A 14,187-nucleotide genomic window follows, 5' to 3' on the forward strand; every position below is an offset into this window, starting at 1 on the left:
CCGGACTTGCGCGGAAGGCTATCGGGGGTAGATGTGGCCCATGAGGCCTCGGATTAAATTCGACCGCGTTGGACGGCCGGAAAACAGATGTTAATCCAAGGCGAGTACTCCTTGAATCGCCTTTGAAATCAGGGCTTTGCCCGTTAGCCGAAAGAGATCAGACTGATGGCAGCCATCCCTGGCGTCCGCCGTTCGGAGCTCGGTGACGCCTTGCGCGCTTGTCGCACGGCCTTCATCGGCGTCGGCCTGATGAGCTGCATGATCAACCTGCTCTATCTGACCGGGTCGATCTTCATGCTGGAGGTCTATGACCGGGTGCTGCCGAGCCGCAGCATCCCCACCCTGGTCGGCCTGATCATCCTCGCCAGCTTCCTCTACATGGCGCAGGGCGTGCTGGACATGATCCGCAACCGCATCCTGGGGCGGATCGGCACCGCGCTCGACGAGGCCCTCAACAAGCGCGTGTTCGATACCATCGTGCGCCTGCCGCTGCTGGTCGGCAGCCGCAACGAGGGCCTGCAGCCGCTGCGCGATCTCGACAATGTCCGCTCCTTCCTCGGCAGCATGGGCCCGAGCGCATTCTTCGACCTGCCCTGGCTGCCGCTCTATCTCGCCATCTGCTTCGCCTTCCATGTCCTGATCGGCGTCACCGCGCTGGTCGGCGCCATCATCCTGGTCGGGCTGACGCTGGTGACCGAGTTCATGTCCCGCCAGCCGGCGAAGGAAGCGATGGGCCTCGCCGCCCAGCGCAACGATCTCGCCCAGGCCAGCCGCCGCAACGCCGAAGTGATGGTGTCGATGGGGATGGCCGGCCGGATGAACCAGCGCTGGAGCGAGGCCAACGAAAAATACCTCGCCGGCAATCAGCGGGCGAGCGACGTCGCCGGTGGTCTCGGCGCGGTCGCAAAGGTGCTGCGGATGATGCTGCAATCGGCCGTGCTCGCGGTCGGCGCCTATCTCGTCATCCACCAGGAGGCGACGGCCGGCATCATCATCGCCGGCTCGATCCTGTCCGCCCGCGCGCTCGCGCCGGTCGATCTCGCCATCGCGCATTGGAAATCCTTCGTCGCGGCGCGCCAGAGCTGGCAGCGGCTGACGCGCCTGTTGGAGCAGATGCCGGCGCAGGCGATGCCAACCCAGCTGCAGGCGCCGACCAGCCGGCTCTCCGTCGAGGGCGTCGCCATGGTGCCGCCCGGCGATCAGCGTCTCGTGGTGCAGGATGTCACCTTCGCGCTCGCCGCCGGCAACGGCCTCGGCGTGATCGGCCCGAGCGGTTCCGGCAAGTCGTCGCTGATCCGCGCGCTGGTCGGGGTCTGGCAGCCGGTGCGCGGCAAGGTGCGGCTCGACGGCGCGGCGCTCGATCAATGGACGAGCGACGCGCTCGGCCGCCATATCGGCTATCTGCCGCAGGACGTCGAATTGTTCGGCGGCACCATCGCGCAGAACATCAGCCGGTTCGATCCCGAGGCCACCTCCGAGGCGATCATCGCCGCGGCCAAGGAGGCCGGCGTGCACGAGATGATCATCAAGATGCGCGAGGGCTACAACACCCAAGTCGGCGAGCAGGGCGCCGCGCTTTCCGCAGGTCAGGCCCAGCGCGTGGCGCTGGCGCGCGCGCTCTACGGCAACCCCTTCCTGATCGTGCTCGACGAGCCCAATTCCAATCTCGACACCGAAGGCGACGAGGCGCTGACCCGCGCCGTCCGCTCGGCGCGCGAGCGCGGTGCCATCGTCGTCGTGGTGGCGCACCGCCCGATCGGCGTCGAGGCGGTCGACCAGATCCTGGTGCTGCGCGACGGTCGCATGCAGGCCTTTGGGCCGAAGGAGCAGGTGCTCGCCCAGGTGCTGCAGCCGCGCGTGACGCCGCCGGCGCCGATCAAGATCGTCAGCGAAGGCGGAGTGGCCAAACCATGAGCACGAAGCCATGAGCACGTTGGCCATCGGCGGCACCAAGGCGGCCGCGAAGACCGTCCGCGACTCCATCAGGTTCCACCTGATGCTCGGCCTTGTGATCGTGCTGGTCCTGGTCGTCGGCCTCGGCGGCTGGGCCTCGACCGTCCTGATCTCGGGCGCGCTGATTGCGCCGGGCCAGATCGTGGTCGAATCCAACGTCAAGAAGGTGCAGCATCCGACCGGCGGCGTGGTCGGCGAGGTGCGCGCCCGCGACGGCGACCTGGTCAAGTCCGGCGACATCGTGGTGCGGCTCGACGACACCGTCACCAAGGCCAATCTTGCCATCGTCACCAAGAACCTCGATGCGGCGCAGGTGCGTGCGGCGCGATTGCAGGCCGAGCAGCGCGGCCTCGACCGAATCGAGTTCCCGCAAGGCCTCATCGAGCGGGCGGGCGATCCCGACGTCAAGGCGCTGCTTGCGGCCGAGACCAAGCTGTTCGAGGTCCGCGTCAATGGCCGCACCGGGCAGAAGGCGCAGCTCCGCGAACGCATCACGCAGCTCAACGAGGAGATCGCCGGTCTCAGCGCCCAGGAAAAAGCCAAGGACCAGGAGATCGCGCTGGTGCTGAACGAGCTCACCGGCGTGCGTGAGCTCTACGAGAAGCGTCTTGTGCAGATCTCGCGCCTGACCCAGCTCGAGCGCGACTCGGCCCGCCTCAACGGCGAGCGCGCGCAGTACATCGCCGCGCGCGCCCAGGCCAAGGGCAAGATCACCGAGACCGAGCTCCAGATCATCCAGATCGACAAGGACGTGGTCAGCGAGGTCTCCAAGGACCTGCGCGAAACCAACGACAAGATCGGCGAGCTGATCGAGCGCAAGGTCGCGGCCGAAGACCAGCTCCGCCGCGTCGACATCCGCGCGCCGCAGGATGGCATGGTGCTGCAATCGACGGTGCACACGATCGGCGGCGTCGTCACGGCCGGCGATACCTTGATGCTGATCGTGCCGCAGACCGACGATCTCCAGGTCGAGGCCAAGGTCAATCCGGTCGACATCGACAAGCTCCAGATCGGCCAGAAGACGCTGCTGCGCCTGTCCGCGTTCAACCAGCGCACCACGCCCGAGCTCAACGGTGTCGTCAGCCGCGTCTCGCCCGACGTCACCACCGACCAGCGCACCGGCCAAGGCTACTACACCATCCGCGTCTCGATGCCGCCGGAAGAGATCGCCAGGCTCGGCGACGTCAAGATGATCCCCGGCATGCCGGTGGAAGCCTTCGTCCAGACCGGCGACCGCACGATGCTGTCCTATCTGATGAAGCCGCTTCACGACCAGCTGATGCGCGCCTTCCGCGAGAAGTGACGCACGACAGCGCGTCGTGGTCTCGTAGGGTGGGTTAGGCGAAGCCGTAACCCACCGCTTCTCTAACCGAGGATGCGGAAGTGGTGGGTTACGCTGCGCTAACCCACCCTACAACACCGCCTTCTTTGCTATAGTTCGACTCAGGCCCAATCACCCGGCGGTCGAACCATGCAATCTCCACCCTCCATCCCCACCGCATCCTTCTCCGACGCGTCCCTCGCCGTTGCCCGCCTCGAAGAAATCTACGAGCGCAACACGAAATTCCTGCGCGACCGGTTCGAAGCCTATGTCGGCGGGGAAGCGATCACGATGCGGGTTCGCGCCTATTATCCCTTCGTCCGTATCACCACTGCGACGCATGCGCGGCTGGATTCGCGCCTTGCTTACGGCTTCGTCGCCGGACCCGGCGTGCATGAAACCAGCGTGACGCGGCCGGATCTGTTCCGCAGCTATTTCACCGAGCAGATCGGCCTCTTGATCCAGAACCACGGCGTGCCCGTCGAGATCGGCGAGTCCGCCGAGCCGATCCCGATCCACTTCGCCTATCGGCGCGACATCAATATCGAAGCCGCGATCACCACCAGCGAGAATTCGCCCGTGACACGCTCGCTGCGCGATGCGTTCGACGTGCCCGTTCTCGCGACCATGGACGATTCGATCGCCGACGGCACTTTCGAGCTCCAGCCTGATACGCCGGAGCCGCTGTCCCTGTTCCGCGCCGCCCGCGTCGATTACTCGTTGCGCCGGCTTTATCACTACACCGGCACCGATCCCGAATATTTCCAGAACTTCGTGATCTTCACCAACTACCAGTTCTATGTCGATGCCTTCGCGCAAGCGTGCCAGCAGCGGCTGCAGTCCGGCGAAGCCGGGCTCGAAGCTTTCGTCGCGCCCGGCAACGTGATCACGAACAGCGGCGGCGCGATCAGCGGCACCGCGCCGGCTCGCGCACCGCAGATGCCGGCCTTCCATCTGGTCGCACCTGGCTATCGCGGCATCACGTTGATCAACATCGGCACCGGTCCGTCCAATGCGCGCAACGTCACCGACCACGTCGCGGTGCTGCGGCCGCATGCCTGGCTGATGCTCGGCCATTGCGCCGGCCTGCGCAACACGCAGCGGCTCGGCGATTACGTGCTCGCGCACGGCTATGTGCGCGAGGATCACGTGCTCGATCGCGAGCTGCCGCTGTGGGTGCCGATCCCAGCGCTGGCCGAGATGCAGGTCGCGCTCGAGGAGGCGGTCGAGGACGTCACCGGGCTCGAAGGCTTCGAGCTCAAGCGCCTGATGCGCACCGGCACGGTCGCGAGCGTCGACAACCGCAATTGGGAAATTTCCGGGCCTGAGGTGATCCGCCGGCTGTCGCAATCGCGCGCGGTCGCGCTCGACATGGAATCGGCCGCCATCGCCGCCAATGGCTACCGCTTCCGCGTTCCCTACGGCACGCTGCTGTGTGTCTCCGACAAGCCGCTGCATGGCGAGATCAAGCTCGCGGGCATGGCCAGCGAGTTCTACCGCCGCCGCGTCGGCCAGCACCTTGAGATCGGCCTGAAGGCGCTGGAGCGGCTCAAGCAGCAGGAATCGGAACGGCTGCATTCGCGCAAGCTCCGCAGCTTTGCCGAAGTGGCGTTCCAGTAGGGCCGAAGCCGCACTTTGCTGCTGACAAGCGCAGCGATTTTCAGCATTGTCCGACGCGGGGCTCGACCGGGACGACTTGATGCCGCTCATGCGCCACAAGATCATTGGCCATGATCTGGAACGGCTGGCCTTTCGCTTCACCATGTTGAACGACGGCGAGGTCGTGCAGTGCCAGATCAGCGACGCCGCGATGGACGAGCTCGCGGGCATGCAGGGCACCGAAAGCAGCGCACGGCAGGCGCAATTCCTGTCGCTGCGCGAGACCATCGAGCGGATCGCGTCGGACCTCTACGACGAGGCACCGCGATTCCCGGGCTATGTGGTGCGCATTTTCATGCGGCATTTGGCAAAATAAGCCAGCCTGCATGCGATCCGCCAGGCGGTGAAAGGGCTGCGAAAGGATTCGTTAACGGCAGCCTGTAGTTGCAATGGATGGCGCCGACCCCGGCGTGCGATGATGTCTCGCGGTATTTCACGCCAACATTCTCGCATGACCAGAAGATCACTCCTGCTGCTCGTCGCCGTCGCCCTGCTGGCCGGAAATCTGGCATATGCCAGCCTCTCCGGGCCCAGCGGGTTTGCACGCGATTTCGATCAGAACCTCGCGCGATTCCCACTGGCGGCGTCTATCGCCCGCAGCGATCCCGCCCTCCGGGAGGTCTTGCTCCGAAAGACCGAGGCGGCGTTCAATGAAGGCGGATGGCCCGCCGCGAATGGCGTGCTCAACATCATTCTGGCGAACGAGATGGAAGCCTATGCCGATGACGAACACATCAATGCGGTGGACCGGGCAGAGCTGACAGCCCTTCTGAAGCTGATGAGCGACCCATTGGCATGCAAGTCCTTCCTCATGGCGGGTTCCCAGCGCGGCGAGTTTTCGGACGCAGCACAAGAGCTTGCAGAGCTCGGGGCGGCTCACGGGGCGGCGATCGCGAACGGTTTCGAACGCAAGACAAAGGGTGTCGCCCGGGTGCAGGCTGGTGACGAGGAGCTCGGAGCGATCGAGATGCAATTGCGTCGGGGGCCTTTCGCGGAGCTCACCCGGCAGGAGCTCGGGGCAGAGTCGAGATACCTCGGCGGCAACCCCGCTTTGATGTGCAGCGCGGCCATCAAGAAGCAGCTCAATCTGCTGTCAGTAGACAGAGTTTACTCGGCTTACGCCTCGCGCCTGCGGCGAGCCAGGGATAACAAGATCGATGTCGTCGAGGTCCGCGCGAAGCTGTGCCGCGAACCCGGTAATAGCTTGTCTTGCCCCTGAGCGGGGGTATCGATGGTGAGATGAGCGTGGGCTCCGCTCATCCCTCAAGCTTTCTCAACAACAGCTTCAGCGCCGTCGCCGCGAATACCTGCATGTTGCCGAACCGGTCGTTGCTTCCCGTCTCCAGCGTCATCACCTCTGACGCGGGCCCTGCAACCGCCATGCAGCTATGGCCCGCCGAATCGCCGTAGCGGTTGCCGGTGGGGCCGGCGGCGCCGGTCTCGGACAGGCCCCAGTCGCTGTCGAAGCGCGTTCGCATCTGCTCGGCCAGCAATTGCGCGTAGGGCTCCGACGACGACCGAAAGCCCTTCATTCCTTCGTCCGAAATATCCATCAGCATGCGCCTGGCATCGCGCGTATAGACCACCGCGCCGCCGAGGAAATAGGCGGATGCGCCGGGCACCGCGAGCAGGCTGGCCGCGATCAGGCCGCCGGCGGAGGATTCGGCAACCGCAATGGTCTGTTTGCGCGCGATCAGTTTGGCGGCGACCTGTTCCGCAATGCCGACGAGCTCTTTCATGTCGTAACCCCTCATTCCTTCGCAACCGAGCTCAGCCTTCCTAGCATATGACAGGACGCTTGGCCGAGTTGCGGGCGGCGGGCAGGCCTGCTTGAATGGCGGGGACAAGAAGAGACATGCGAGGAAACGTGAGAAGGGAGACGTGATGGCGTCCCTGATCGCCGGCGGCATCGACTGCGACGTGCATCCGGCCGTGCCGCATCTGACCAGCCTGCTGCCGTACCTGAACGATTATTGGCGCGATCAGGTCACGACGCGCGGCATGGTCGACCTTATCTCGCAATCCTATCCGCAGAACTCGCCGATTACCGCGCGGCCGGACTGGCGCCCCGAGACCGGCAAGCCCGGTGAGAGTCTGGCGGACATGCAGCGTCACGTGCTCGATGCTTTCAAGCTCGAATACGCCATCTGCAATCCGCTCTACGGCGTGCAGATGGTGTTTTCGGAAGACATGCAGGCCGCCTTCTGCCGCGCGCTGAATGATTGGCTGGCGAAGGAATGGCTCGATCGCGACTCGCGGCTGCGCGGCTCGATCGTGATCCCCACGCAAAGCGTCGAGAAAGCGGTTGCCGAGATCGAGCGCTGTGCACCGGACGAGCGCTTCGTGCAGGTGCTGATGCTTGTCATGGGCGATACGCCGCTCGGCAAGCGCGCGCTGTGGCCGATCTACGAGGCCGCGGAACGTCTGGAACTCCCGGTCGGCATCCACGCCGGTTCCGCCTATCACAATCCGCCGACCGCCGTGGGTTGGGGGTCCTATCACATCGAGGATTATGTTGGGCAGGCCCAGGCGTTCCAGACCCAGCTCACCAGCCTGATCGTGGAGGGCGTGTTCGCCAAATATCCGCGGCTGAAAATGGTGATGCTGGAGTCCGGCGTGTCCTGGATCGCGCCCTATCTGTGGCGCCTGCACAAGTTCTGGCGCGGGGTACGGATGGAGACGCCGTGGGTCGATCGCGCGCCGCTGGAGATTGTGCGCAGCAACATCCGTTTCTCGTTACAGCCATTTGATGCGCCGCCGGAACCTCAGACATTAATTCGCCTGTTTGATCATATGCAGTCCGACGAATTGGTCCTATTCTCCACGGACTATCCGCACTGGCAGTTCGACGGCCAGGACGCGCTGCCCGAAGGTCTGTCCCCCGATCTCGTGCGCAAGATCATGATCGACAATCCGCATGCAACCTATCCCCGCCTGAAATGAGCCCGCTGCCAAAGGAGGCAAGGCGATGAATATCCAGTTCCGCGAGAACCAAGAAGCCGCTTCCCCACTGAACGTCAAAACCGCAATCGCGGACTGCGACATCCATCCGGCGCGCACGACCCACACCGAGCTCTACCCCTACCTCGCCAAACGCTGGCAGCATCACCTCGAAGTCTACGGCGTCCATGCCTATCAGGGCATGATGGAAGGCCCGCCCTATCCGAAAGCCCAGCCCAACGCCTCGCGCCGGGATGCCTATCCGCCGGAAGGCGGCCCGCAAGGCTCCTCGCTCGCCTTCATGCAGAAGCAATTGCTCGATCCCAACAACGTGCAGCTGGGCGTGCTCAATCCACTCAACACCGGGCAGGGCATCCGCAATCACGAGCTCTCGGCCGCTCTGTGCTCGGCCATCAACGATTGGCAGATCGACAAATGGACCAGCAAGGATAAGCGGTTGAAGGCCTCGATCGTGGTCGGCAATGAGGACGGGCTATCGGCCGCCGCCGAGATCCGCGAGCGCGCCGGGGACAAGAACTTCGTGCAGGTGCTGCTGCTCAGCCGCAATGTCGAGCCGCTCGGCCAGCGTCGCTATTGGCCGATCTATCAGGCCGCGGAAGAAGCCGGCCTTCCCGTCGGCGTGCACGCCTTCGGCTTCGGCGGCAATCCGATCACACCCTCAGGCTGGCCGTCCTATTACATCGAGGAGATGGTCGGGCATTCGCAGTGCCAGCAATCGGCGCTTGCGAGCCTGGTTTTGGAGGGCGTGTTCGAGCGCTTCCCGAAATTGAAGATGGTGATGATCGAGGCCGGCTTCGGCTGGGCGCCGTCGCTGGCGTGGCGGCTGGACAAGGCCTGGCAGCGGCTCAGGAGCGAGGTGCCGCATGTAAAACGGCCGCCGTCGGAATATATCCGCGAGCAGGTGTGGTGGACGACGCAGCCGATGGAAGATCCTGAAAGGCGCGAGGATCTGTTCGATGTCATCAAATGGATCGGCTGGGATCGTCTCTTGTTCGCCACCGATTATCCGCATTGGGACTATGACGAGCCGTCGCGCGTGCTGCCGGCGGGAGTCAGCGAGGACAATCGCGAGGCGTTCTATCTCGGCAACGCAAAGAAGCTGTACGGGATAACCGCATGATCCGAAAAAGTGTGAAGCGGTTTTTCGGTCAGATCATGCGGAAAACATAGCATGGCGCGGCATGTGATTGCCGCGGTCGACGAGCTTCCGCCCGGCACGCGAAAATTCCTGGAGATCGACGGGCGGCCGATCGCAGTCTTCAACATCAAGGGCGAATATTTCGGCCTGATGAACCGCTGCCCGCATCAAGGCGCGGCGCTGTGTGAGGGCCCGCTGATCGGTCTCGCACAGTCGAGCAACCCCGGCGAGATCGAATACACCAAGTTAGGTGAGATCATCCGCTGCCCATGGCACGGCTGGGAGTTCGACATCCGCACCGGCCAATCCTATTGCGACCCCCGCCGTTTCCGCGTGAAGGCCTATCCCGCCCATGTCGAGCCGGGCGCCAGCGTGGTGAAGGGGCCGTATGTCGCCGAGACCATCCCGGTGAAAGTCGAGAGCGACTACGTGGTGGTCGAAATCTAAGCCGCACCGGCGGTGCGCTCCCTCGCCCCGTTCTTACGGGGAGAGGGTTGGGGTGAGGGGCCTCTCTCAACACGAGCGGTCGTCGAGATATCTGTACCCCCTCACCCGAATTCGATCTGCGATCGAATTCGACCTCTCCCCGCAAGCGGGGAGAGATGAAGAGAGTGCGCGTCCCGAAATGACACCGTCTAGCGCCCCGCCACCGGCTCCGGCACCGCATCATAGGCCGGCACTGTGCCGCCGCCGCGATACACCGTCGAGGCCGCGATGATGCCGAGCAGGGCGGCGAACATCAGCCAGAAGCCGGGCGCGGCCTTGTCGCCGGTGCGCTCGATCAGCCAGGTCGAGGCGAACGGCGTGAAGGTGCCGAACAGGGCGGCGGCGAGCGCGAAGGCGAGCGAGAAGCAGGTGGTGCGCACATGCGCCGGCACGATCTCGACGAGTGCGCCGAGCATGGTGCCGCTGTAGACGCCGAAATAGAACGAGAACATCATCTCGACCGCGAGCAGCTTGCCGAACGTCGGCGCGGCCACCAGCCAGTGCAGCGCCGGATAGGCGGTGACGAGAGAGAGGCCGGCGATGGCGAGCAGCACCGGCTTGCGGCCGATGCGATCGGACAGCGCGCCGCCGACCGGATTCCAGATGAAGTTGCTCACTGCGACGAGCAATGTCACGAGCAACGCGTCCTGCGTCGACAGCTTCAGCACAGTCTTGCCAAAGGTCGGCGTGTAGACGGTGACGAAATAGAACGTCGTCGTAGTCAGGATCGCGATCATCATGCCGAGCACGACGATGCGCCAGTTGGTGAGTGCGGAGGCGAACACCTCGCGCGTCGTCGGATGCTTTCTCATGGCAAGGAAGGCCGGCGTCTCCTCCAGCGTCCGCCGCAGGATGAAGATCAGCGGAATGATCAGGCAGCCCACGAAGAAGGGAATGCGCCAGCCCCAGGCGGCCACCAAGTCGGCCGGCATCACCTCCGAGAGGATGAAGCCGAGGATCGAGGCCACGAAGATCGCGACCTGCTGGCTCGCCGATTGGAACGAGGTGTAGAAGCCGCGATTGCCGGGCGTTGCAATTTCGGCGAGGTACACCGACACGCCCCCGAGCTCGACGCCTGCCGAGAAGCCCTGCAGCAACCGGCCGATCAGCACGATGACCGGCGCGGCGATGCCGATGGTCGCGTAGCTCGGGCAGAACGCGATGACGACGGTGCCGAAGGCCATGATGCCGAGCGTGACGATCAGGCCTTGGCGGCGGCCGATGCGGTCGATATAGGCGCCGAGCACGATCGCGCCGACGGGACGCATGAGAGCGCCGAGCCAGAACACGCCGAACGTGTTGAGTAGCGAGGCCGTCTCGTTGGTGGAGGGGAAGAACGCCTTGCCGATCGCGGCGGCATAGAAGCCGAACAGGAAGAAGTCGAACTGCTCGAGGAAATTGCCCGAGGTCGCGCGCAGGATGGCGCCGATGCGCGATTTGATTGCGGGTGGATTGGTCGATGCGGCTGATCCAGCCATGGCGTTCTCCCCTTGGAAAGGCGTGGCCGGCCGAGAATCGTTCTCTCGGCAAGGCGACAGATTGATGCTGCGACAATCTGCCATACCCCTTCCCGCGCGGGGCGAGGCGAGTCAACCGATTTCGCCGGGGAAGCTGATGAATTTTCAGGCTTTATTTTGCGCTGCAGCGATCATCCAGTCGCGAAAAGCGACCAGCTTTGGCGCCTCACGACGGCCCTCGGGCGAGACCAGGTAAAAGCCGGCGTCCGCCGGCAGCGCGATCTTGAAGGGGACCACGAGCCGGCCCTTGGCGATGTCGTCCTGCACATAGGAGGTCCGTCCCATCGCGACGCCGATGCCGTCGATGGCGGCCTGGATGGTCATGAAGATCATGTCGAAGGTGATGCCGGGGTGCCTTGCGATATCGGCCGGCAGGCCCGCCGCGGTCAGCCACAGCCGCCAGTCGTCGCTGTTGGTGCTCGACGTGTGCAGCAGCGGATGGTTGCGCAGGTCCTCGGGGCGGCGCAGCGGCTTGTCGCCGCGCAGCAGCGATGGGCTGCACACCGGAAACAGCTCGTCCGCCATCAGCCAGTCGGCGCGCAGGCCCGGCCATTGGCCGCGACCATAGCGGATCGCGGCATCGACATTGTCGCGCTGGAAGTCGACGAGGCTGGTCGAGGTGGTGATGCGCACATCGATGCCGGGGTGCTGCTCCTGGAAATCGGTCAGCCGCGGCAGCAGCCATTTGGCGGCGAGCGAGGCCAGCGTCGACACTGTCAGCACCTTGTCGTCGTCCTTGCGCAGGAGACGGTCCGTGGCGAGGCGCAAATCGTTGAAGGCGGCGCGGACGCCCGGCAAATAGTCGCGCGCCTCCGGCGTCAGCGCCAGCGCGCGGTTCTGCCGGATGAACAGGCGGATGCCGAGCTCCTCCTCCAGCCTGCGGATCTGATGGCTGATCGCGGTCTGGGTCACGTTCAGCTCGCTGGCTGCGAGCGTGAAGCTGAGATGGCGCGCGGCGGCCTCGAACGCCCGCAATCCGTTCAGGGAGGGCAATCTGGCAGTCATTTGGCAGCAGGATGCATGACGTTATTTCATGCGAAAAGGTACAAATTGTCGTTTGTCGCGGCGCAGCAGAAGGCAGATATTAGCGGTCAACTTAGCTCCAGGAGCTGAAAATGTCTACATTGACCGACAATTCGATGACAAATCATCATGCACAGGGCGTCCTCTACCAGATCGGCGAGGTCCTTCACGTCTGGCACGAGCGCTACCGGACCCGGCGCGAGCTGACCCACTGGACAGCCCGCGATCTCCAGGACGTCGGGCTGTCCTGGTCCGACATTGCCTACGAGGCCGACAAACCCTTCTGGCGGGCCTGACAGGCCGCCAGGCCGGCGCCGCCTGAGCACAGGGGCGCCGGCGGTCCCCTTTCCGCAGGGCACGTGTCATGAGCACCCTTCGCCTCGAAGACCTCAAGCAATATTCGGACGTGCTGCGCACAAGGCACGATGAGCGGCTCAATGTCCGCTTCGTCGAGCCGCGCGACACCGACGAGCTGCAGCACTATTTCCGCGCGCTCTCGACCCGCTCCCGCTACAACCGCTTCTTCGGTGCGATCAGCGAGTTGCCGAAGGGCCTGCTGCACGATTTCCTCGAGGTCGGCGAGCGCGATCGCTTCACCATCGTGGCGACCATGATGGTCGACGGCTTCGAGACCATCGTGGCCGAAGCCCGCTATGCCTTCCATGCCGAGACCGCGACGCTCGAGTTCGGCCTCTCGGTCGATGACCGCTGGCAGGGCCACGGCATCGCCACCGCGCTGATGAAGAATCTCGAATGCCGCGCGGCCGCGCTTCGAGCCGAGCACATCTACGGCGACACGCTGCGCGCCAACGAGACCATGGTCTCGCTCGCGCGCAAAGCCGGCTTCACGTTCGTCAACCATCCGGACGATTGGAAGCTGGTGCGCTTCGACAAGGAGATCAGCGTCGAACCGAAAGACATTCCCTGCGCGAGTTGGCGCCTCGCCGCCCTTTCCCGTCAGGCCGACAGCCCCTCAGCCTCGGCCTAACATGACTGCAGCCCGGCCTGGCCAAGCCAGAGCCGGGCGTTTTTTCGCGTTCTCTCTCTCTCTCCATCGTCATTCCGGGGCGCGCGTAGCGCGAGCCCGGAATCCATTTCACCGCGCGTTTTGCGGCCCAATGGATTCCGGGTTCGATGCTGCGCATCGCCCCGGAATGACGGCGCTTGTGTCGGAGCTACTTCCCCGTGAACACCGCTTTCCGCTTGTCGATGAAGGCCTGCACGGCCTCCTTGTGGTCGGCGGTCGTGGTGAGGCGGACCAGCCTTTCGGCCTCGTGGTCGCGCGCGGTTTCGAAGTCGAACAGCAGGGCCTCGTCGAGATTGTCCTTCATGTAGCGCAGCGCGAGGCGCGGGCCTTCGGCGAGCGATTTGGCCAGTGCGAAGGCCTCGGTCTGCAGTTTGTCGTCGGGCACGACTCGGTTGACGAGGCCGATCGCTTCGGCGCGCGCGGCATCGACGCGGTCGCCTGTGAACATCAATTCGCGCGCCCGCGCGGTGCCGACCAGCCGAGTGAGCAGCCAGGCGATGCCGTAATCGCCTGACAGCGCGATGCGGGCATAGCCGGTGGCGACGAAGGCGGATTGCGCGGCGATGCGGATGTCGCAGGCCATGGCGATGGCGAGCCCGGCGCCGACTGCCGGGCCGGGCAGCGCAGCGATGGTCGGCTTGCGCACCGACACCAGCGCGCCGGTGAGCAGCCGCTGCCGCTCCTGCAGATCGGCGACCTTGTCGTCAAAGGACATGTCGAGCTTAGCCTTGTCGCGATGCGCCCCCATGCCCTTGACGTTGCCGCCGGCGCAGAAGGCTTCGCCCGCGCCGGTGAGCAGCAGTGCGCCGACATCGGAATTCTCGCCGCAGCTCCGGATCATCGCGCGCAGCGCCGGCGTCAGCGCATCCGACAGCGAGTTGCGCGCCTCCGGCCGGTTCAGCGTGATCACGGCGACGCGGTCGCGGATGGTGCAGAGGAGCTCGTTGGTGCCGGTGTCGATGGTGGTTTCGGTGGTCATGGTTTCTCCCTGCTCTTATTGGACTAGTAGGGTGGATTAGCGAAGCGTAATCCACCTCTTCTCTAATGCGCGGTGATAAAAGAGGTGGGTTACGCTCCGCTAACCCACCCTACGGCAGCTTGC

The 14,187-nt window shown here is 64.6% G+C and carries 14 protein-coding genes; 10 read left to right on the plus strand and 4 right to left on the minus strand.

Annotated features, from left to right (window positions below; genetic code table 11):
• Nucleotides 1-165 precede the first annotated feature (165 nt).
• The 5 genes from GA0061099_RS09875 (at nucleotide 166) to GA0061099_RS09895 (ending at nucleotide 6,152) form a co-directional block, all read left to right on the plus strand.
• A complete protein-coding gene (locus GA0061099_RS09875; RefSeq protein ID WP_035997082.1) occupies nucleotides 166-1,914 on the plus strand; it encodes a type I secretion system permease/ATPase in 1,749 nt (582 codons plus the stop codon).
• A gap of 10 nt (nucleotides 1,915-1,924) precedes the next feature.
• Complete coding sequence (locus GA0061099_RS09880) at nucleotides 1,925-3,256, plus strand: HlyD family type I secretion periplasmic adaptor subunit (RefSeq protein WP_036020913.1); 1,332 nt, start codon at nucleotides 1,925-1,927, stop codon at nucleotides 3,254-3,256.
• Between the two features lie 168 nt (nucleotides 3,257-3,424).
• On the plus strand, nucleotides 3,425-4,894 hold the full coding sequence (locus tag GA0061099_RS09885) for an AMP nucleosidase (RefSeq protein WP_074447674.1): 1,470 nt from the start codon (nucleotides 3,425-3,427) through the stop codon (nucleotides 4,892-4,894).
• A 79-nt stretch (nucleotides 4,895-4,973) separates the two neighbouring features.
• Entirely contained in the window at nucleotides 4,974-5,249 is a 276-nt protein-coding gene (locus GA0061099_RS09890; protein WP_035997098.1) for a DUF1488 family protein, read from the plus strand.
• 135 nt (nucleotides 5,250-5,384) lie between these two features.
• Complete coding sequence (locus GA0061099_RS09895; protein ID WP_035997101.1) at nucleotides 5,385-6,152, plus strand: hypothetical protein; 768 nt, start codon at nucleotides 5,385-5,387, stop codon at nucleotides 6,150-6,152.
• A gap of 37 nt (nucleotides 6,153-6,189) precedes the next feature.
• Here GA0061099_RS09895 and GA0061099_RS09900 read toward each other — a convergent pair whose 3' ends face one another.
• Nucleotides 6,190-6,672, minus strand: a complete 483-nt coding sequence (locus GA0061099_RS09900) for a CinA family protein (RefSeq protein WP_036020927.1) — start codon at nucleotides 6,670-6,672, stop codon at nucleotides 6,190-6,192.
• Between the two features lie 145 nt (nucleotides 6,673-6,817).
• Between GA0061099_RS09900 and GA0061099_RS09905 the strand changes: the two genes are divergently transcribed.
• Genes GA0061099_RS09905 through GA0061099_RS09915 form a run of 3 tightly spaced genes read left to right on the plus strand, consistent with a single transcriptional unit; the run spans nucleotide 6,818 to nucleotide 9,479 of the window.
• On the plus strand, nucleotides 6,818-7,876 hold the full coding sequence (locus tag GA0061099_RS09905) for an amidohydrolase family protein (RefSeq protein ID WP_036020930.1): 1,059 nt from the start codon (nucleotides 6,818-6,820) through the stop codon (nucleotides 7,874-7,876).
• A 25-nt stretch (nucleotides 7,877-7,901) separates the two neighbouring features.
• Nucleotides 7,902-9,014, plus strand: coding sequence for an amidohydrolase family protein (locus GA0061099_RS09910; RefSeq protein ID WP_035997110.1), 1,113 nt, complete (start codon nucleotides 7,902-7,904; stop codon nucleotides 9,012-9,014).
• A 51-nt stretch (nucleotides 9,015-9,065) separates the two neighbouring features.
• Nucleotides 9,066-9,479: a Rieske (2Fe-2S) protein gene (locus tag GA0061099_RS09915; protein ID WP_035997113.1), complete on the plus strand. Its 414-nt coding sequence runs from the start codon at nucleotides 9,066-9,068 to the stop codon at nucleotides 9,477-9,479.
• 188 nt (nucleotides 9,480-9,667) lie between these two features.
• On the opposite strand, the gene tcuC is transcribed toward GA0061099_RS09915, so the two are convergent.
• Both tcuC and GA0061099_RS09925 read right to left on the minus strand, forming a co-directional pair.
• Complete coding sequence (gene tcuC, locus GA0061099_RS09920; RefSeq protein WP_036020933.1) at nucleotides 9,668-10,996, minus strand: MFS transporter; 1,329 nt, start codon at nucleotides 10,994-10,996, stop codon at nucleotides 9,668-9,670.
• Between the two features lie 144 nt (nucleotides 10,997-11,140).
• Nucleotides 11,141-12,040 carry a transcriptional regulator GcvA gene (locus tag GA0061099_RS09925; RefSeq protein WP_036020936.1) on the minus strand — a complete coding sequence of 300 codons (900 nt, stop codon included), beginning with the start codon at nucleotides 12,038-12,040 and terminating at the stop codon, nucleotides 11,141-11,143.
• A gap of 110 nt (nucleotides 12,041-12,150) precedes the next feature.
• On the opposite strand from GA0061099_RS09925, the gene GA0061099_RS09930 reads away from it, so the two are divergent.
• Together GA0061099_RS09930 and GA0061099_RS09935 are read left to right on the plus strand one after the other, a co-directional pair.
• Nucleotides 12,151-12,354 (plus strand): DUF1127 domain-containing protein, encoded by a 204-nt coding sequence (locus GA0061099_RS09930; RefSeq protein WP_035997119.1) that lies wholly within the window; start codon nucleotides 12,151-12,153, stop codon nucleotides 12,352-12,354.
• 68 nt (nucleotides 12,355-12,422) lie between these two features.
• The gene (locus GA0061099_RS09935; RefSeq protein WP_036020939.1) at nucleotides 12,423-13,046 is read left to right on the plus strand and encodes a GNAT family N-acetyltransferase; all 624 of its coding nucleotides are present in this window, start codon (nucleotides 12,423-12,425) and stop codon (nucleotides 13,044-13,046) included.
• A gap of 187 nt (nucleotides 13,047-13,233) precedes the next feature.
• On the opposite strand, the gene GA0061099_RS09940 is transcribed toward GA0061099_RS09935, so the two are convergent.
• The gene (locus GA0061099_RS09940; protein ID WP_036020941.1) at nucleotides 13,234-14,064 is read right to left on the minus strand and encodes an enoyl-CoA hydratase; all 831 of its coding nucleotides are present in this window, start codon (nucleotides 14,062-14,064) and stop codon (nucleotides 13,234-13,236) included.
• Nucleotides 14,065-14,187: the final 123 nt, after the last annotated feature.

Origin of the sequence: Bradyrhizobium yuanmingense (assembly GCF_900094575.1) — a bacterium.
Lineage (GTDB): Bacteria > Pseudomonadota > Alphaproteobacteria > Rhizobiales > Xanthobacteraceae > Bradyrhizobium > Bradyrhizobium yuanmingense.